Source organism: Bradyrhizobium hereditatis (assembly GCF_020329435.1).
In the GTDB taxonomy this organism is placed as follows: domain Bacteria; phylum Pseudomonadota; class Alphaproteobacteria; order Rhizobiales; family Xanthobacteraceae; genus Bradyrhizobium; species Bradyrhizobium hereditatis.
In genome coordinates this window covers 204,675-224,356 of sequence record NZ_JAGKJK010000013.1, presented here as the reverse complement: position 1 = coordinate 224,356, position 19,682 = coordinate 204,675, and the positions used below count along the sequence as shown (strand labels likewise).

Sequence of the window (19,682 nt, the reverse complement as noted above, 5' to 3'; positions counted from 1 at the left end):
CACCCGACCCACCCACAGCTCGCCGTCAGCGGCGCGATCTTCCGTGACGGCAAGGTCCTCCTGGTCCGCCGCGCCCGTTCGCCCGGCAAGGGCTTCTACTCCCTTCCCGGCGGCCGGGTCGAATTCGGCGAATCGCTGCACGCCGCGCTGCACCGCGAGGTGGACGAGGAAACCGGCTTGAGAATCGAGATTCTGGGGCTTGCCGGCTGGCGAGAGGTGCTGCCGGGGGCGTCCGGCGGCGGCCATTACCTGATCATGTCGTTCGCGGCGCGATGGGTGGCCCGGGAGCCGGTCCTGAACGACGAGCACGACGACTTCAAATGGCTGGCGCCTGGTGAGCTCGGTGATCTCAAGGTCACCGGCGGTCTTCTGGAGGTCATCGAGGCCGCCCGGAAGCTGGTCTAGGCGGTCCCTCCCGCCTTGCCTCGGACGCCGTGAGGGGGCATATGGCCCTCAAATGCTCAAGCACGCTCTCGCCGCCCTCATCCTCGTTTCGGCATGCCATCTGGCCCCCGCACGCGCCCAGGACGCCGCCGCGCCGTTTGACGGCGAGCTGCAGCGGCTGGCCGAGATTCTCGGCACCCTGCACTACCTCCGGGGCATCTGCGGCGCCAATGAAGGGGCGAAATGGCGCAACGAGATGCAGGCGTTGATCGACGCCGAAACCCCCTCCGGCGACCGCCGCGCCCGCATGATTGCCGGCTTCAATCGCGGCTATAACGGTTTTCAGCAGACCTACCGGACCTGCACGCCGGCTGCATCGGTTGCGATCCGCAGATATATTGAGGAAGGCTCAAAAATTTCGCGCGACCTGACCGCGCGCTACGCAAACTGAAGAAATGGACGCGATCTATTTCGACCTCGATGGCACGCTGACGGATCCGAAGCCGGGCATCACCCGTTCGATTCAATACGCACTGCAAAGGCTTGATCATCCTGATATTCCGACCGAGGACGAACTGACCTGGTGCATTGGCCCTCCGCTGCGCGCCAGCTTCGTGCGACTGCTCGGCGCCGATCACGCCGCCGACCGCGCGGTGGCGCTCTACCGCGAGCGATTTTCCGACATCGGCCTCTACGAGAACGGCGTCTACGATGGTATTGGCAATCTGCTGACGTCGCTGTGCGCCTCTGGCCACCGGCTGTTTGTCGCGACCAGCAAGCCGCACGTATTCGCCGAGCGCATCGTCGATCATTTCGGCCTGCGCGGTCACTTCGAGCGCGTCTTCGGTTCCGAACTTGATGGCACCCGTGTGGACAAGTCGCATCTGCTCGAATACGCGCTGAAGCAAGTTTCGGTCGATCCGGCCAAGACCCTGATGATCGGCGACCGCAGCCACGACATGGTCGGCGCTAAAAACAACGGCATGAAAGGCATCGGCGTGCTCTACGGCTACGGCAGCCGGGACGAACTGCTCAGCGCCGGCGCGCACCATGTCTGCGCGACGCCGGGAGCGATCCTGGACTGCATTTCCTAAGATCGGTGGAACCTGCGTGGGCCCTGCCTGAAATTCGCGCAGGCCTGTTAACCTTTCCTAAAGATGTGGCTAGGCGCGTCAGCACCGCGTGCTACAGCTTATTGCGTCAGGATGCGATCCGCCCTGGTTCGCGCGCAGATTTTCGTTGAGTTCATGAGCCGCCCAGCTGCCTTTTCGATCGCCCAAGACCCGCTTCCCGATCTCGAACAGAAGCAGACTGCCCTCAGCTACCTGAGCGAAGCCTGGGCGGAAGCGCGGCACGATGGCGTCGACGGCGACTGCCTCGCGCAGGCGAGCCTGTTCACGGCGCTGGCCGAACTAGTCTCGACCTACGGCGAGGATGCGGTGGCGAAGTTTGCGGAAGGACTGCCGGCGCGCGTGCGCAACGGCGAATTTTCGCTGAAGCTGGCGAAGCAGTAGCGGCAACTCCAGATGTCGTCACCCGCCACCGGGTCGCGCGAATGCGCGCCCAATGACAGGCTCCGGCGGGTGACCAGTACGCTGCGGCTTCTCGATCGAATTACAAACGCCTCTGGAATGCTGGATCGCCCGGTCAAGCCGGGCGACGACACCCGTTGGTTTGGAACGAGCTCCGAACTACGCCTTCAACGTCTCCAGGAACCGCACCGGCTCGCCGGTTGAAGGCGTCGTGAGCTCACCCTGCCACATCACGCGCTTGCCGCGCACGAAGGTGCCGACCGGCCAGCCGGTAACGCGCATGCCGTCATAGGGCGTCCACCCCGCCCGCGAGGCCACCCACTTGTTGGTGATGGTCTCGCTCCGCTTGAGATCGACGATGGTGAAGTCGGCGTCGTAACCGGCCGCGATGCGGCCCTTACAGGCAATGTTGAACAGGCGCGCGGGACCAGCGCTGGTCAGATCGACGAAGCGCGCCAGCGACAGCCGCCCGGCATTGACGTGGTCGAGCATCAACGGCACCAGCGTCTGCACCCCCGTCATGCCCGAGGGCGAAGCCGGATAGGTCTTCGCCTTTTCCTCCAGCGTGTGCGGCGCGTGGTCGGAGCCAAGCACGTCGATGATGCCCTGCTCGATGCCGCGCCAGATGCCGTCGCGGTGATCGGCCGAACGCACCGGCGGGTTCATCTGCGCAAGCGTCCCGAGCCGGTCGTAGCATTCGGGCGCCGCCATGGTGAGATGGTGCGGCGTCGCCTCACAGGAGGCGACATCCTTGTGCTCGCGTAAGTAATCGATCTCCTGCTTGGTCGAGATGTGCAGCACGTGAATGCGCTTTCCCGTTTCGCGCGCAAGATTGACCAGCCGCTGCGTCGCCATCAGCGCGGCCGTCTCGTCGCGCCACACCGGATGCGAACGCGGATCGCCCTCGATGCGCAGCGGCTTGCGCTCGTTGAGGCGGTATTCGTCCTCGGCGTGAAAGGCTGCGCGGCGGCGGATCACCTGGAAGATGCGTCGAAGGCTTTCATCGTCTTCGACCAGCAGCGCGCCAGTGGAAGAGCCGATAAACACCTTGACGCCGGCGCAGCCTTCCGCGCGCTCCAGCTCAGGCAGATGGTTCACGTTCTCGCGCGTGCCACCGATAAAGAACGCAAAATCGCAATGCATGCGATGATGGCCGGCCTTGATCTTGGCGGTGAACGCCTCCTCGGTGACCGTGAGCGGATTGGTGTTCGGCATCTCGAAAACAGCGGTGACGCCGCCCATCACGGCGCTGCGCGAACCGGTCTCGAGGTCCTCCTTGTGCGTCAGCCCGGGTTCGCGGAAGTGCACCTGCGTATCCATCACGCCGGGCAGGATGTGCAGGCCCTTGCAGTCGATCGTCTCGGCGGCAGAAGCCTGTCCGAGCCCGCCGATCGCGGCGATCCGGCCGTTGGAGATGCCGATGTCGCGGATGCCCTCGCCATCCTGATTGACCACGGTGCCGGATTTTAGAATGGTATCAAATCGTTGATTCATCGGTCCTCGACGCCTGCTTTAGGCTTACGCACAGGCCTTGTTGGCGGCACCTTAGCGCCTTAACTTCGCATGGGATATCCGTCACCTGCGTTTTCCCAGGAACTTGAAAACAACGTCAAAAGAGGCCGATTTAGCTTATGAAAGCAGCGTTTCTTCCTGATAGGGGCGTGGTGAAGGTCACGGGCGAGGATGCCCGCAACTTCCTCAACGGCCTCGTCACCACAGACGTCACGCTGCTGCAGCCCGGACTTGGCCGGTTTGGCGCGCTGCTCACGCCGCAGGGCAAGATCACGACCGACTTCCTCATCACCGAAGCTCCGGCCGGCCATGGCGGCGGCTTCCTGATCGACGCGCCCCGCGCGCTGGCGCAGAACCTTGCCGATAAGCTCGGTTTCTACAAGCTGCGCGCCAAGGTCGCGGTGGAGAATATCTCAGACGGCATGGGCGTGCTGGCGGCATGGGACGGCGAGCCCGCGACGAAGCCCGATCTGGCGTTTGCCGATCCGCGGCATGAAACTTTGGGCTGGCGTATTCTCGTGCCCGAAGAGCTCAAGCAGAAGGTGGCCGACCTGATCGGCGCCGACCTCGTTGGCAGCGATGCCTATGAGGCCCATCGCATCGCGCTGGGTGTGCCGCGCGGCGGGCTCGATTTCATGTACAGCGACGCCTTTCCGCACGAGACCAATATGGATCGCCTGCACGGCGTCGATTTCGACAAAGGCTGCTATGTCGGCCAGGAGGTGGTGTCGCGGATGCAGCATCGCGGCACCGCGCGCACGCGGATCGTGCGCGTCACGCTCGAAGACTTTTCGCCCGAAACCGGCGTTGCCGTTCTGGCCGGCGACAAGCAGGTCGGCACCATGGGATCGACCGCCGGCGGCCATGGCCTCGCGCTGGTTCGGATCGACCGCGTTGCCGATGCGCTTGATGCCGGACTATCATTGACGGCCGGTGGCCTTGCGATCCGCCTGACCGATCCGAACGACGTTCGCCTCCCACCGAAGCAGACCGTCGCATGAGCAATGTCCTATGAGTAAATCTGCCGCGCGACTGCACGCCGACGGCAAGACGCGGTGCCCCTGGCCCGGCGAAGATCCGCTTTACCTCGCCTATCACGACACCGAATGGGGCGTGCCCGAATATGACGATCGGGCGCTTTATGAAAAGCTGATCCTCGATGGCTTTCAGGCAGGGCTGTCGTGGATCACGATCCTGCGCAAGCGCGACAACTTCCGCAAAGCCTTCGACGATTTCCAACCGGAAAAGATCGCGCGCTACAGCGACAAGAAGGTCCACGCGCTGATGAACGACGCCGGCATCGTGCGCAACCGCGCCAAGATCGAGGGCGCCGTCAGTAGCGCCAAGGCCTATCTGAAGATCATGGAAGAGGGCGCGGGCTTCTCAAAATTCCTGTGGGACTTCGTCGACGGCAAGCCGATCGTAAATCAGTTCAAGACTACGGCCAGCGTGCCGGCCTCGACGCCGGTCTCGGTCAAGATTTCAAAGGAGCTCGGCGCACGCGGCTTCAAATTTGTCGGACCGACCATCGTCTATGCCTTCATGCAGGCGACCGGCATGGTCAACGACCATCTGGTCACGTGCTTCTGCCACGAGAGCTGCAGCGGCAAACTTCGCAAGCCCCGCCTCAAGGCCAAATGACGCAGCGAAAGCCGTCGAGCATCACGACCCGCGCCTGGCAGCGGATGCTGTCGGGGCGGCGGCTCGATCTGCTGGACCCCTCCCCGCTCGATATCGAGATCGTTGACATCGCCCATGGCCTGGCGCGCGTCGCACGCTGGAACGGACAGACCAGCGGCGCACATATTTTCTCGGTGGCGCAGCACACGCTGCTGGTGGAAACCGTGATGCGCGAGCAGATGCCTCGAGTCGACAATCACTTCCGGCTCGCTGCGCTGCTGCACGACGCGCCGGAGTATGTCATCGGCGACATGATCTCACCGTTCAAGGCTGTGCTCGGCGGCGACTACAAGGTCGTGGAAAAACGCCTGCTCGCCGCGATCCATGTTCGCTTCGGCCTGCCGGCGGTTCTGGCTGACGAGGTCACCAAGGCCATCAAGGCGGCCGATCGTGGCGCCGCCTATCTCGAAGCCACCCTTCTGGCCGGATTTTCGGAAAGCGAGGCAAAGCGCCTGTTCGGCAGGGACCCCGGCCTGCCGGAATCCACCGTGCGCGATTATCTGACGCCTTGGACCGCAGCCCGGGCCGAGAAGCAGTATTTGGCGCGATTCAACCTGCTACTCGGTTGATTGCCCGTCCCAAACCTGCTTTCACCGCTCTGTCAGCGGGCTATAATCGCGACAAAAGCTTGCCAGGGAACGCTTCGAAGGATTGTCATGCTTCACGTCTGTTCGCTTGCCGCACTTCCCGAGACCGTGCGAGCCACCGGCGCCAGCCACATTCTGACCGTGATGGCCAACGTCGATCAGGTGCTGCGTCCGGCTTCGGTGCTTGAAGCCAACCACCTGAAAGTATCGATGGACGACATTACCGAGCACATGGACGGCTTTGTTGCACCGGCGGATCATCATATCGAAAGGGTGCTGGATTTCGTTCGGAGCTGGGACCGCAGCGCGCCGATGGTGGTGCACTGCTATGCCGGCATCAGCCGCTCGACGGCGAGCGCCTTTGCCGCGGCCTGCGCGCTCAATCCGCATCGCGACGAGATCGAGATCGCCCGGCAGATTCGCGCCCGCTCGCCGATCGCCTCCCCCAACCGGCTGATCGTCAGCCTCGCCGACAAGGCGCTGCGGCGCGAGGGGCGGATGCTGCGCGCGCTGGATGAGATGGGCCCGGGCAGCATGATGGTCGAAGGCCGGCCGTTCCAGCTCGATCTGGACTAGCGTCGAATTTGAACTTTTAGCTGATAACGGCGCACACAGGATTGCAACCGGGCTGCGGACGTGGCCGGTTAACGCCCTGACGCGCCCGCCCGGAGGCCTGATGTTCGACGACCCCTTCGTTTTCTTCGCGCTCGTAATCGCAATCATGGCCCTGATTTTCGCGCGAAAGGCCATGAACCAGGTGGCGGAATTGCGCCAGCGCCTGGAGGCGATACAGGCCGCGCCGGGGGCCGCCGCTGCGCCCATGCCGCCGCCGCTCACGCCGTTTGAAGCATTTGAGCAGAGCCTGCCGCCGGCTCAGACCGGGGCCACTCCAACACCACCGCCCATCCTTCCCGAGGTCGAATCCATCGCGCCCGTTCCGCTCAGCGATCCCCAGGCTCAGGCTGCCCCAGGCGGGGCGGCACCACCGCCCCCGCTCCCGCCGCAGCCCGATCGCGGATTCGAGGAAACCGTCGGCACTCGCTGGGTGGTGTGGATCGGCGGGCTGACGCTCGCGCTCGGCGGCTTCTTCATGGTGCGCTATTCGATCGAGGCCGGCCTGCTTGGCCCCGGCGTGCGCACCATGCTCGGCGGCCTGTTCGCGCTGGCCCTGCTGCTGGCCGGCGAATGGACGCGTCGCAAGGAGAGCGTGTCTTCCATCGCCGCGCTGCCGATCGCCAATATCCCGGCCATCCTGACCGCTGCAGGCACGGCAGTGGCGTTTGCCACGGTGTATGCCGCCTATGCGCTCTACGACTTCCTGGTGCCTGCGACCGCGTTCGTCCTGCTCGGTCTGGTCGCGATGGGCACGCTGGCCGCGGCGCTGCTGCACGGCCCGGCGCTCGCCGGCCTCGGCGTAGTTGGCGCCTTCGTCACGCCCATTCTGGTCTCGTCCGGCAAGCCGGATTTCTGGGCGCTCTACATCTATCTCGCGATCGTCACCGCGGCGGCCTTTGGCCTGGCGCGCGTCCGGCTGTGGCGCTGGCTCGCGGTCACGACGATCGTATTCGCGCTGCTGTGGACCTTCCCCTGCCTGCAATGCGGCCCCTCGATGGTCGGCCCGCATGCGTTCCACGTGCTCGCCGGTTTCGTTCTCGCCGCGCTGCTCGTGGTATGCGGCTTCATGTTCGGCCCGCCCGCGGATGAAGGCCAGGTCGAGCCGATCTCATCCGGCTCGCTGGCGGCCTATCTGCTCGGCGCGATGTTGATCGTGCTGAACAGTTTTCATGCCGATACGGCCATGATCGTGTTCGGCTTGCTGGTGGCCGGCAGCATTGTCGTCGCCTGGCGCAGCGATGCCGCAGCCGGCGCTGTCGGCGCCGCCGCAGCACTGGTCTTTGTCGTGTTCGCCGAATGGGCCATTCGCGCCAATCCCGATATGCTGGTGCTGCCCGGCGGTCCGTTGCAGGGCATAGGACCGAGCGCCACGGATGGATCGGTGTCGCTGCACCTGATAGCAGCCGCGATCTTCGCCGCAGGCTTTGGCGTGGCGGGATTCCTCGCGCAAGGTCGCTCCGCGGGAGCAGTCATACCGGTGATCTGGTCGGCTGCGGCGGCCTTTACGCCGCTGGCGCTTCTCGTCGCGCTCTACGCTCGCATCGCGCATCTCGATCGCTCTATTCCGTTTGCGGTTCTCGCAGTGGTGCTGGCCGCAGCGTATGCCGCCGCGACCGAGATCCTCTCCAAGCGCGAGGACCGTCCCGGATTGCAGGCTTCAATCGCGCTGTTTGCGACCGGCACCCTCGCAGCGCTGGCGCTGGCGCTCACCTTTGCACTGGAAAAAGGCTGGCTGACCATCGCCCTGGCTCTGATGTCGGCCGGCACCGCCTGGATCTCGACGCAGCGGCCGATTCCGTTCCTGCGCATGCTCGCGGCCGTTCTCGCCGGCATCGTCGTGCTGCGCATCGGCTACGAGCCGCGCATCGTCGGCCAGGCCGTCGGCACCACGCCGATCTTCAACTGGCTGTTGTGGGGCTATGGCATTCCGGCGGCATCGTTCTGGGCGGGCAGCATCCTGCTGCGCCGCGGCGGCGATGATGCGCCGCTGCGGACCGTTGAATCGGCGGCGATCCTCTTCACGGTGCTGCTGGCCTTCATGGAAATCCGCCACGCCGTCAACAATGGCGACGTCTATCGCCAGAGCGCCGGCCTCACCGAGGTGGCATTGCAAGTCTGCGTCGCGCTTGCCATGGCAATCGGACTGGAGCGCCTGCGCATCCGCACCGGCAGCGTCATTCACAACGCGGGCGCGATCCTGCTCACAGCGTTTGCCGGACTCGCGACACTGTTCGGCCTGCTGTTGCTTGAGAACCCGATGCTCAGCTGGATCGATGTCGGCGGTGTCGTCATCAACCTTTTGCTGCTTGGCTACGCCCTGCCCGCGGTGCTCGCGCTGCTATTGTCCTACTCCGTGGCTGGCCACCGTCCGGTCGCCTACGCCAACACGATCGCAGGGGCAGCGCTCGTTCTCGCGCTAGCCTATGTGACGTTCGAGATCAGGCGAATCTATCACGGCCCGGCGATTGCCGTCGGCCCGACCACCGGTGCCGAACAGTATACCTACTCGATCGCATATCTCGCGTTCGGCGTCGTGCTGCTCGGCATCGGCATTCTCGTCAATTCGCAACGCGCGCGACTGGCCTCGGCAGTCGTCATCGCACTGACGATCCTGAAGGCCTTCCTGATCGACATGTCGACGCTGACAGGCGTCTATCGCGCGCTGTCCTTCATGTGCCTTGGCCTGGTGCTGGTGGCGATCGGCTGGCTGTACCAGCGGATCCTGTTCCGCAGGCAAGCGGCGGCGCCAGTTGCGCCGGCCGCTCCAACAGGGAGTTGAGCACTACGCGGCGCGTACCGACTCGAGGAATTTGGCGACCTCGACCTTCAGGCGGTTGCTGTCGCCCGACAGCAACTGCGCCGCGGCGAGAACGTGCGACGAGGCGGTCTCCGTCTCCGTCGCGCCGCGTTGTACGTCCGTGATGTTGGCGGAGACCATCTGCGTTCCCGCTGCGGCCTGCTGCACGTTGCGCGAGATTTCCTGCGTGGCCGCGCCCTGCTGCTCCACGGCAGCGGCGATCGCCGAGGAAATCTCAGCCAGCTTTTCGATCGTGCCTGAAATCTCCTTGATGGCGGCAACGGAGTCCTCTGTCGCGCCCTGGATGCCGGTAATCTGCTGACCGATCTCGCCGGTCGCCTTCGCAGTCTGCTCGGCCAGCGCCTTCACCTCCGAAGCAACGACCGCGAAGCCGCGGCCAGCCTCACCGGCGCGGGCGGCTTCGATGGTTGCATTGAGCGCGAGCAGATTGGTCTGGCCGGCGATGGTGTTGATCAGTTCGATCACATCGCCGATCCGCGCGGCGGCCTTGGACAATTCGCTGACCCGATCATTGGTCCTTGCCGCCTGATCCACGGCATCGCTCGCCATCTGCGCGGATTCCTGTACCTGTCGGCTGATCTCGGTGACCGAGGAAGCCATCTCCTCTGTGGCGGATGCGACCGACTGCACATTGGTGGAAGCCTCTTCCGAGGCCGAAGCGACGGTGGTGGCGAGCTCCTGCGCGCGCTCCGCGGTCGAGGTCAGCGTATCAGCGGAAGCCTCGAGCTCGGTCGATGCTGAGGAAACGGTTTCGACGATCTCGCCGATCATGGCTTCGAATTCCCGCGTGATGTTGTCGACGCGGCGACCGCGCTCTATCTTGGCTTCGGCATCGCGGGCCGCAGCCTCATCGGCCGCCTTCTTGGCGATCAGCGCATCCTTGAAGACCTGCAAAGCGTCAGCCATCGCGCCGATTTCGGTCTTCTCACCGCGGCGCGTCACTTCCGCAGAGAGATCGCCGTTTCCGAGTGCCTGCATCGGCTTTACAATGGCAGTAATCCCGCGCGAGAGATCGCGAACGAGATAGAGCCCGACGCCGATGCCACAGATAATGACGGCAGCCACGATGCCCAACACTGTCCAGAACGCGAGGTTGTAGCCTTGCGCTGCCTGCCTGGTCGCGTTGTCCGCGCCCGTGTTGTTCAGATCGATGGCCTTTTCCAGGAACTTGTCGGATTCCGCGGCGATGACGGCAACCTTCTTGGAGATGGCTTCGCTTGCCTCATGCGGAATGCGGCCGATGCTCTGGCGCGATAGCTCGATAACTTCCTGAACACCCGTAATGTATCGGTCCCAGGCGTGCGCCCAGTTCTCGTATATCGAGCGCTCCTCGGACGTGGAGATCAACGGCTCGTAAGCCTTGCGATCTTTCGCGATCCTCTCAAGGATGCCGGCCAATCGCTTGTCGTTGGCGGCCTTCGCCTCCGCCGTTTCCGCCATGACGTGGGCACGGAGCGCAACGCGGAACAGATTGATGTCGGCGCGCAGCTCGCCCAAGACGCGGACGCTCGGCAGCCAGCTCGAGGCGATCTCCACCGTATGGGCGTTGATCATCTGCATGCTGCGGATCGCGACCAGGCCCATGCCGGACATCGCGATCAGCATGAATGCGATCACGGCGATGACTTTGGCGCGAATGGAAAGTGCGGACATGGCTGGCCCCTCATGGCTTGTTGTAAGGACTGGCGCCATGAATTCTGAGGAACTGCCGTCAATCTTCGATGCGCCGGGAATATCCGGCAACGTACGCGCCCGGCTCCAAACGATCGTTAATTAGAGGTCCGTAATATTACTCAGGACGCAGGGCGCAACGCCCTGGGCGAGCAATCAGCTTTCAACTGATGGATTCGGCGACCAGTCGAATCCTGAATACCGGCTGCTTGGCTTCGTCCAGAAGCTCCATCTGCCATTCGGCGTTCTGTTTCAGGCTGCGCGAGAGACTGCCGAGCAGGTTACCGCACACCTTGGTCATCTCGGCCCAGGCGGCTTCGCGGCTTTCAAATTCGGCCCCCTGATCAGACGCGCCTGCGTAACGGCCGTGGCTGATCCGGAAAAAATACAGCGGCATGATTGGTCTCGTTGTGTTGGGCCGCCTCCCGGCCTCTTCTGCCGGTCACCACTTCGGACGAGATTCGCTACCAGGACATGAATGCGCCAGCCCGTATGACTACGGGTGCGCGCCCACGGACAGGGATAGGGTGACGGCGATTTGGTCGTCCGGGCAGCCGCGGCTCGGGATCAATCGGTCGAACGGCGCAGCTCCGAAGCGCCCTCGGCCTTGGCCGGTTCGGCCTTCACCGGCTCGAGCTTGGCACTCTCGACCGCAGGGGTCTCGACCCGCGCCGTCACTTCGGCTCGTGCGTCAGCCGGGCGCTGTGGCTCCTCCCGACGATGCAGCGAACGCGGCCGAGCCACGGAGCGCGCTATCAGCATCTGCGAAGCGCCCTGGTGGCGGAAATCGCAATAGGCGAAGCCCATGCCCGAGACCGAGCCACGGAACGAGCGGTCGTCGCGCTTGTCGAGATTGAAGCACGGCTCGAACGGCAGACCCTTGATGGAGGCGCAGACGGATTGACCGCGAATCTGCAGCGTATTGCCGGGCAGACGCACATGGCGGATCGGGCCGGAGCCGCTGAACTGGATCGAACCGGCCGCGCCGAGATCGTCGAGGATGCGGCCGGCGCCACGGGTGCCGTCGAAACAGGTGAAGGCGAAAACTTTGCCGCTGACAAACCTGCGTGCCTCGTCGGCAGTCATCATTCCGGCCAGCGCGGGAGCGATCATCACGACTGCCGTGGCGGCCCCCAGAACCAAACGCGCAAGCATGCAGCTACTCCAACTTTACAAGAGCGCGGGCGCCCGCCTCGGCTTGAGCATGAAACCGGGACCCCAACGTACCGGACCATGCTGCCGCCTTTACCCGCTGCTTACCATACCAACCGTGGCAACATTGGAGCACGTTGGTTGGTAAAGTCTGAACGGCGTTAGACAATTTTTACCACGATTCGACCGCGGACTTGGCCTGCAAGTATTTGTGCGCCGGTTCCAATGACTTGGTCAAGGTTAATTTCCTGAGTAATATCAACAAGTTTCTTCTTGTCCAAATCACTGGCAAGGCGGCTCCAGGCGAGCTTGCGCTGGGGTAGCGGGCACATGACGGAATCGATGCCGAGAAGGCACACTCCGCGCAAAATAAACGGCGCGACCGAGGACGGCAGGTCCATACCGGCGGCAAGGCCGCAGGCGGCGACAGCGCCGCCATACTTCGTCATGGAAAGCAGGTTAGCGAGCGTGGTCGAGCCGACGCTGTCGATACCGCCAGCCCAGCGCTCCTTCGCCAGCGGCTTGACGGCCCCTGTGAGTTCAGCGCGATCGATGATCTCGGCTGCGCCGAGGCCCTTGAGATAGTCGGCCTCCGACATCCGCCCGGTGGACGCGATGACGTGGTAGCCGAGTTTCGAAAGCACGGCGGTGGCGACCGAGCCGACGCCACCCGCAGCGCCCGTCACCACGACCGGACCACTGTTGGGCGTCAGGCCATGCTTCTCCAGCGCCAGCACCGACAGCATCGCGGTGTAGCCGGCGGTGCCGATCGCCATCGCCTCACGTGGCGACATTCCATCGGGCAGCCGTACCAGCCAGTCGCCCTTGACCCGCGCTTTCTCGGCGTAGGCGCCGAGATGGGTCTCGCCCATACCCCAGCCGTTGCAGACGACCCTGTCGCCGGTCTTCCAGTCGGGATGTGAGGATTGCGCGACCGTGCCGGCGAAGTCGATGCCGGCGATCATCGGGAAGCGACGCACCACCGGGGCTTTGCCGGTGACGGCGAGACCATCCTTGTAGTTCAGCGTCGACCACTCGACCGCGACGGTGACGTCGCCGTCCATCAACTCGGCTTCGTCGAACTGCGTCAGCGCGGCGGTGGTACCCTTGTCCGCCTTGTCGATCCTGATGGCCTTGAACGTTCCCACGGCACACTCCCCGGATTTGTTCTATGTCGGGGAGTGGTTTACCGCATCAGGCGGGTTGTGCAACCGCCCGCGCCACCGGCCGTTCGACGATCGGCAGGTTGATCAGTGCCGACAACACGCCGAACAGGATCGAGAGCCACCAGATCGGCGTGTAGGAACCGAACTGCTCGAACACGATGCCGCCGAGCCAGACGCCGAGGAAACCGCCAACCTGATGGCTGACGAAGGCGAAGCCGTAGAGTGTTGCGAACCATCTTGTGCCGAACATCAGCGCCACCAGCGCCGAGGTCGGCGGCACCGTCGAGAGCCAGGTCAGGCCGCTGATGGCGCCGAAGGCAATGGCCGAGAAGGTGGTGATTGGGAACGAGATGAAAGCGATGATGGCGAGCGCGCGCGTCAGATAGATCAGGGACAGGATGTAGCGCTTCGGATATTTGTTCTGTAGCCAGCCGACGCCGAGCGAGCCAATGATGTTGAAGAGACCGATGGCGGCGACCACCCAGCCGCCTGTCTGCGACGAGACGCCACGATCGGCGAGATACGCCGGCAGATGCACGGTGATGAACGCGAGCTGGAAGCCGCAGGTGAAGAAGCCGAGCACCAGCAGCACATAGGAGCGATGGCCGAACGCCTCTGCCAGCGCCGTCTTGAACGATTGCTGGTCCGCGACGGAAACGTTCGACGACGACGTTGCTGGCGGCGTCGCGATCGCAAGCGACAGCGGCACGATCAGGAGCATCAGCAAGGCGAACACCGTGAGCGCCGCCTGCCAGCCAAAATTGTCGATCATCGCGACGCCGAACGGTGCGAACAGGAACTGTCCGAACGAGCCGGCCGCGGTGCCGGCGCCGAGCGCAAGGCCGCGCCGCTCGGGCGGCAAGAGCTTGCTGAAGGCCGACAGCACCAAATTGAACGAACAGCCCGACAGCCCGAAGCCGATCAAAACGCCGGCACCAATATCGAGCGAAAGCGGCACGGTCGAATAACGCATCAAAAGCAGACCGCCGGCATAGAGCAGCGCGCCGACAATCATCACCCGCAAAATGCCGAAGCGGTCGGCGATCGCACCCGCGATGGGCTGACCAAGGCCCCACAGCAGGTTCTGCAGCGCCAGAGCGAGGCCGAAGACGTCACGTCCCCAGGCGAACTCGCGGCTCATCGGCTGCACAAAGAAGCCCAGACTCGAGCGCGGCCCGAAGCTGAGCAGCGCGATCAGGCAGCCGCAGATTATTATGACGAGCGGGGTACGCCAGGTGCCAACCGCCGAAGACGGGTCGCCGCTGGTTACAGCCATTTATTCCCCCTTGCGCAATCGCCGCCCGGAATCGCCAGGCGAAACGTTACGGTCAGTTAATGCAGATGCATGAAAACCCCAAGGGGCGCCGTAGAAAAATCTTCCGCTGCAGGGCAGCCCTGCAAAATTGGCGAGGACAATCAGTGCAATTTTGCAGGGGACGACGGCTCGCCACGATGTCGTCCCTGCGAACGCAGGGACCTATACGCCGCGGCCGCGCGATTTGAGGAAGTGCCCGTCGTTCGGCTTCGTCCGACAACTACTGTCGGTGGCTATGGGTCTCTGCGTTTGCAGTGACGACGGAGAGAGCTTACCGCTTGGCGCTCGCCTGCTCGGCCGAGCTTTGTGCGGCCTCGGCGAGCTTGGCGGAAATTGCCGCCGTCTCGGCGGCCGTGCCCCAACTCGGCGCGTCGCTGCCGTTGCCCCAGGCGCGCGGCCGATAGAAGGTGTGCACGCCGGTCTTGTACATCTTCCTCATTTCGCTGACCCAGGACGGACGCACCCAATAGGCGTGGTAGTGCGTCGACTTGTCGACCTCCGGCAGCCAGAGCTGGCCGTCTAGCATCGCTTTCGCAATCTTCTTGGCCCGCTCCCACATGTCAGGCTCGCGGATCACGTCCTTGTTGTTGTCGCAGGCGAAGGTGAACTGGCACGCCAGGTGGCGGTGCTTGTTCTGATAGACCACGCCGCACACGGTTTCCGGATATTTGCCGGAGAAGGCGCGATTGAGCACCACCTGCGCCACCGCGATCTGGCCGCGCACCGCTTCGCCGCGGGCTTCGAAGTAGACCGCTTCGGCGAGACACTTCTCCGCCTTGGCGCGCGACTTCTCGTCGAACAGGCCGAGACGTTCGGCCGGCGTCTTGGCGCGCTGGTTGTCAGCATTGACCTCGCCCTTCGGCGCGACGCTCTCGCCCATGTCGCCGGCCCGCACCGGACCGTCGGCATCGACCGGCAGCGAGGCCATCACCTTCATGTCGGGATCGGGACGCACGATCGGCATGACGATGACCGGCTCTTCGCCGGGCTGCCAGCGTTCGATGCTTTCGGGCGCGCCGAGCGACGAGCCAAAGAACAGGCTCGAGGTCTTGAAGGAGAGACCATCGCGCGGCGGCTCCGCCGCTTTCGGCGCAACCTTGATATCTTCCTGCGGCTTGCTTTCGAGCGACAGCGACATGTCGAGCGGCGGCGCGTTCAACGCGGCCTGCAGCTCGGGATCGAGCGGCGCGCGCTCGGCCGGCGGCGCCGTCTCGGCGGTCTTGGCACCCTTGACCAGAGCATTTGAATTCGCGGGATCTTCTGTTGCCGGCGCGCGCTCGGTTGGGACAGTGGTCTCCGCAGGCGCCGGCGGCCTCACCACGAGCCGGTCGCCCTTCAGCGTGCGGTCGACTATGGGAAATTCGGCAGCGTGATAACGCGGCGGCGGCGCGACGATCGGATTGCGCGTCACCGATCCCGTGATGTCGATGCCTTGATCATCGAGACGGGCGAGCCGATAGGTCGCAGTTTGCGGCGAGGAAGTTCCGATCGGACGGCCAAAGGAGAAGGTTGCGACCTGGATGGTGCCGGCGGACGAGAACACCCGCTTCTGCCAGCGCTCGGCGATGCCCGGCTGGCGGGCCAGCAGCGAAGCGATATCCTGATATCCGATCTCGGTCGGCATCAATGCGAAGACGCAGAGACCGAGACCGAAGGACGCGAACCGCGCGCCCTTCGGCTGGTTACGCAACACAAACATCGATACGCTCACGCAACGCTTACAAGGATCGAATGTCAGTACATCCGTGCAATTCGATCTTTTTTGTTGGTATCGAATTTAGGTTGCCGGGGAGTTAATCGGCGTGGCGCGCGTGTTACACGCAAGACATCGCACGGTTTTTGCCGATCGCATGAGAAACGTTGGTAAACGGCCGCTCGATGAAAGTGGTAAATATCTCGTCAACGAAGATGATGAAGAAATTTTTGCGCAGATGAGCGGGATCGTCTCTCGCGAACGGCCGCGAGTTCCAACGCACTCCGTCGTGCTGAGCCGTCATTGCGAGGAGCGAAAGCGACGAAGCAATCCGTCTGTCCGTTATGCCGCGCTATGGATTGCTTCGCGGAAGCCTGTCATCGGGCGCGCATTCGCGCGACCCGTTGGCTCGCAATGATGGTGGAAACAGTTCTCCCGATAGATGATCACTTCCGCGCACACCGAAACGAAAATGTCCGGGACAAGCCCGGGCATCACGTCGTTTCAGCTCGCTATCGAGAACGTTTATGCCTGACTCTCGATCTTCTTGCCGAGCGCGGCCTGCGCCGCGGCGAGGCGCGCGATCGGCACGCGGTAGGGTGAGCACGAGACATAGTCGAGCCCGATCTCGTGGCAGAATGCCACCGAGGCAGGATCGCCGCCATGCTCGCCGCAAATGCCGACCTTGAGGCTGGGCCGGACCTTGCGCCCGCGGGCGACGCCGATTTTCACGAGTTCACCGACGCCATCGCGATCGACCGAGATGAACGGATCGATTTCAAGAATCCCCTTGCTCACATAGGTGCCGAGGAAGCTTGCGGCGTCGTCGCGGCTGATGCCGTACGTCGTCTGCGTCAGGTCGTTCGTGCCGAAGGAGAAGAACTCCGCGGTCTGCGCGACGTCGCCGGCCATCAGGCACGCGCGCGGCAACTCGATCATCGTACCAACCTGGTACGAGAGCTTCTTGCCAGTCTCCTTCATCACCGACTGCGCTGTGGCGTCGATGCGCGCCTTGACCAGGTCGAATTCTGCCTTGGTCGCGATCAGCGGCACCATCACCTCGAGGCCGACGGCCTTGCCGGTGCGTTTCTCGGCTTCGACCGCCGCCTCGAAGATCGCGCGCGCCTGCATCTCGGCGATCTCAGGGTAGGCAATCGCAAGACGGCAGCCGCGGAAGCCGAGCATCGGGTTGAACTCGGCGAGATCGCGGGCGCGGTCCGCAAGCTTGCGCGGATCGGTGTTCATCGCGCGCGCGACTTCCTCGATCTCGGCCTGGGTGTGCGGCAGGAACTCGTGCAGCGGCGGATCGAGCAGACGGATCGTGACGGGGAGCCCCTTCATGATCTCGAACAGCTCGACGAAGTCGGCGCGCTGCATCGGTAGCAGCTTCGACAACGCAGCGCGGCGCGACTGCTCGTCCTCGGAGAGGATCATCTCGCGCACGGTGCGGATGCGCGTTTCCTCGAAGAACATGTGCTCGGTGCGGCAGAGACCAATGCCCTCGGCGCCGAACTTGACCGCAGTGCGCGCATCATCGGGCGTGTCGCCATTGACGCGGACGCCGAGCTTGCGCACGTCATCGGCCCAACCCATCAGCGTGCCGAATTCGCCTGACAGTTTCGGCTCGATCATCGGCATCTTGCCGGCCAGCACCTGGCCAAGCGAGCCGTCGATCGTGATGACGTCGCCGGTCTTGAAGGTGCGCGAGCCGACGCTCATCGTGCCGCGGCCGTAATCGACGCGGATGGCGCCGCAGCCGGAGACGCAGGGTTTTCCCATGCCGCGCGCGACCACGGCGGCGTGCGAGGTCATGCCGCCACGCGTGGTCAAGATGCCTTCGGCGGCGTGCATGCCGTGAATGTCTTCCGGGCTGGTCTCGACGCGCACCAGAATGACGCTGCGGCCGTCGGCCTGAAGCTTGGCGGCCTCGTCCGACGAGAACACGATCTCGCCGGAGGCGGCGCCGGGCGAAGCCGGCAGGCCCGTCGCGATCACGTCGCGCTTGGCCTGGGGATCGATGGTCGGGTGCAGCAATTGATCCAGCGAGGCCGGATCGATCCGCATCACCGCATCCTTCTTCGAGATCAGGCCCTCATTGGCGAGCTCGACCGCGATGCGCAGCGCCGCCTTCGCGGTGCGCTTGCCGCCACGGGTCTGCAGCATCCACAACTTGCCCTGCTCTACCGTGAACTCCATATCCTGCATGTCGCGGTAGTGCTTTTCAAGCATCGTGTAGATGCGCGTCAGCTCCTTGAAAGCCTCCGGCATCGCCGTTTCCATCGACGGCTTGTCGGAGCCGGATTCCACGCGCGCGGCTTCGGTGATATCCTGCGGCGTGCGAATGCCCGCCACCACGTCCTCGCCCTGCGCATTGATCAGGAATTCGCCGTAGAGCTTGCTCTCGCCGGTCGAGGGATTGCGCGTGAAGGCAACGCCGGTCGCCGACGTCTCGCCCATGTTGCCGAACACCATGGCCTGCACGTTGACCGCCGTGCCCCAGGATTCCGGGATGTCATGCAGCTTGCGATAGGTCACCGCGCGCGTGTTCATCCAGGATGAAAACACCGCGCCAATCGCGCCCCACAATTGCTCGTGCGGATCCTGCGGGAAATCCCTGCCGGTCTCGCGGGCCACAGCTTCCTTGTATTTGCCGACCAGCTCGACCCAGTCATCGCCGGAGAGATCGGTGTCGAGCGTGTAGCCCTGGCTGTCCTTGAAGGTATCAAGGATGTCCTCGAAGTGATGGTGCTCGAAGCCGAGCACCACGTCCGAATACATCGTGATGAAGCGGCGATAGCTGTCATAGGCGAACCGTCGATCGCCGGAGAGTTCGGCAAGCGCCTCGACGGTCTTGTCGTTGAGGCCGAGATTGAGCACGGTGTCCATCATGCCCGGCATCGAGGCGCGCCCGCCGGAGCGGACCGACACCAAGAGCGGATTCTTGGAATCGCCGAACGCCTTGCCGGTCAGCTTGCCGACATATTCGAGCGCCTTCTCGACCTGCGGCTTCAGCGCCGGCGGATAGGTTTTGTCGTGCGCGTAGAAATAGGTGCAGACCGACGTCGGGATGGTGAAGCCTGGAGGCACCGGCAGGCCGAGATTGGCCATTTCGGCGAGGTTGGCGCCCTTGCCACCCAGGAGGTCGCGCAGGCCCGCTTTACCCTCTGCCTTGCCGTCGCCGAAGGTATAAACCCATTTGCCGGCCTTTACCGCTTCAGGTGCCGGCTTGCGCACAGCAGCCTTCTTGGCGGCCTTGGTAACGGGTTTGGCCGGCGCCTTTTTCAACGCCTTGCGCGCGGCAGGAGCCGCGGTGGCGTTGGGGCGGGCAGATGGCTTTGATTTCGCTACAGATTTCGCTGCAGCCTTCTTGGACTTCGCGACGGCTTTGGCCATGGATTCCAACTATCCGAAAAGGTGAGAAGATTGCGCGCCTTACACCATTTTGAGGGGTTCCGCGCAAGCCGCGAAACCCCGCTTTCCTGCGGTATAGCGCTTTCGAGCAAAGCATGCCCTCGGATTTGATCCGAGGGTGGAGAGCGGTTCTGATTGATCAGAGA

General features: G+C 63.8%; 18 protein-coding genes. 10 read left to right on the top strand and 8 right to left on the bottom strand.

The annotated features are described in order from the left end of the window. The 4 genes from J6524_RS28000 to J6524_RS27985 form a co-directional block, all read left to right on the top strand. The coding region (locus J6524_RS28000; protein WP_225676608.1) for an NUDIX hydrolase at window positions 1-405 on the top strand (405 nt) is incomplete at its 5' end. Between the two features lie 52 nt (window positions 406-457). Next, window positions 458-835, top strand: coding sequence for a TIGR02301 family protein (locus tag J6524_RS27995; RefSeq protein WP_225676605.1), 378 nt, complete (start codon window positions 458-460; stop codon window positions 833-835). A 4-nt stretch (window positions 836-839) separates the two neighbouring features. Beyond that, complete coding sequence (locus tag J6524_RS27990) at window positions 840-1,478, top strand: HAD family hydrolase (RefSeq protein WP_225676603.1); 639 nt, start codon at window positions 840-842, stop codon at window positions 1,476-1,478. A gap of 153 nt (window positions 1,479-1,631) precedes the next feature. Then, complete coding sequence (locus J6524_RS27985) at window positions 1,632-1,898, top strand: hypothetical protein (RefSeq protein WP_225676602.1); 267 nt, start codon at window positions 1,632-1,634, stop codon at window positions 1,896-1,898. A 177-nt stretch (window positions 1,899-2,075) separates the two neighbouring features. On the opposite strand, the gene J6524_RS27980 is transcribed toward J6524_RS27985, so the two are convergent. Then, window positions 2,076-3,410: a dihydroorotase gene (locus J6524_RS27980; protein ID WP_225676600.1), complete on the bottom strand. Its 1,335-nt coding sequence runs from the start codon at window positions 3,408-3,410 to the stop codon at window positions 2,076-2,078. A gap of 137 nt (window positions 3,411-3,547) precedes the next feature. Here J6524_RS27980 and ygfZ point away from each other — a divergent pair, with 137 nt between their 5' ends. From ygfZ to J6524_RS27955, 5 genes are all read left to right on the top strand, one after another. After that, a complete protein-coding gene (gene ygfZ / locus J6524_RS27975) occupies window positions 3,548-4,429 on the top strand; it encodes a CAF17-like 4Fe-4S cluster assembly/insertion protein YgfZ (RefSeq protein ID WP_225676598.1) in 882 nt (293 codons plus the stop codon). 10 nt (window positions 4,430-4,439) lie between these two features. Beyond that, window positions 4,440-5,069, top strand: coding sequence for a DNA-3-methyladenine glycosylase I (locus J6524_RS27970; protein WP_225676596.1), 630 nt, complete (start codon window positions 4,440-4,442; stop codon window positions 5,067-5,069). Next, a complete protein-coding gene (locus J6524_RS27965; RefSeq protein WP_225676595.1) occupies window positions 5,066-5,677 on the top strand; it encodes a YfbR-like 5'-deoxynucleotidase in 612 nt (203 codons plus the stop codon). Before J6524_RS27970 ends, J6524_RS27965 begins: the two co-directional genes overlap by 4 nt. An 87-nt stretch (window positions 5,678-5,764) precedes the next feature. Continuing rightward, window positions 5,765-6,271 carry a tyrosine phosphatase family protein gene (locus tag J6524_RS27960; protein ID WP_225676593.1) on the top strand — a complete coding sequence of 169 codons (507 nt, stop codon included), beginning with the start codon at window positions 5,765-5,767 and terminating at the stop codon, window positions 6,269-6,271. Window positions 6,272-6,371: 100 nt separating this feature from the next. After that, a complete protein-coding gene (locus J6524_RS27955; RefSeq protein WP_225676591.1) occupies window positions 6,372-9,089 on the top strand; it encodes a DUF2339 domain-containing protein in 2,718 nt (905 codons plus the stop codon). A 3-nt stretch (window positions 9,090-9,092) separates the two neighbouring features. On the opposite strand, the gene J6524_RS27950 is transcribed toward J6524_RS27955, so the two are convergent. From J6524_RS27950 to J6524_RS27925, 6 genes are all read right to left on the bottom strand, one after another. Beyond that, a complete protein-coding gene (locus tag J6524_RS27950) occupies window positions 9,093-10,781 on the bottom strand; it encodes a methyl-accepting chemotaxis protein (protein ID WP_225676589.1) in 1,689 nt (562 codons plus the stop codon). Between the two features lie 181 nt (window positions 10,782-10,962). Next, window positions 10,963-11,196, bottom strand: coding sequence for a DUF6894 family protein (locus tag J6524_RS27945; protein ID WP_225676587.1), 234 nt, complete (start codon window positions 11,194-11,196; stop codon window positions 10,963-10,965). Between the two features lie 170 nt (window positions 11,197-11,366). Continuing rightward, the gene (locus J6524_RS27940; RefSeq protein WP_225676585.1) at window positions 11,367-11,954 is read right to left on the bottom strand and encodes a hypothetical protein; all 588 of its coding nucleotides are present in this window, start codon (window positions 11,952-11,954) and stop codon (window positions 11,367-11,369) included. 158 nt (window positions 11,955-12,112) lie between these two features. After that, entirely contained in the window at window positions 12,113-13,099 is a 987-nt protein-coding gene (acuI, locus tag J6524_RS27935; protein WP_225676583.1) for an acrylyl-CoA reductase (NADPH), read from the bottom strand. Window positions 13,100-13,145: 46 nt separating this feature from the next. Beyond that, window positions 13,146-14,393 (bottom strand): MFS transporter, encoded by a 1,248-nt coding sequence (locus tag J6524_RS27930; RefSeq protein ID WP_225676581.1) that lies wholly within the window; start codon window positions 14,391-14,393, stop codon window positions 13,146-13,148. Window positions 14,394-14,703: 310 nt separating this feature from the next. Further along, window positions 14,704-16,131: a cell wall hydrolase gene (locus tag J6524_RS27925; RefSeq protein ID WP_225676579.1), complete on the bottom strand. Its 1,428-nt coding sequence runs from the start codon at window positions 16,129-16,131 to the stop codon at window positions 14,704-14,706. Between the two features lie 103 nt (window positions 16,132-16,234). Here J6524_RS27925 and J6524_RS27920 point away from each other — a divergent pair, with 103 nt between their 5' ends. Then, window positions 16,235-16,543, top strand: coding sequence for a hypothetical protein (locus tag J6524_RS27920; protein WP_225676577.1), 309 nt, complete (start codon window positions 16,235-16,237; stop codon window positions 16,541-16,543). A gap of 107 nt (window positions 16,544-16,650) precedes the next feature. On the opposite strand, the gene ppdK is transcribed toward J6524_RS27920, so the two are convergent. After that, window positions 16,651-19,518, bottom strand: coding sequence for a pyruvate, phosphate dikinase (ppdK, locus tag J6524_RS27915; RefSeq protein ID WP_225676576.1), 2,868 nt, complete (start codon window positions 19,516-19,518; stop codon window positions 16,651-16,653). Between the last annotated feature and the right edge of the window lie 164 nt (window positions 19,519-19,682).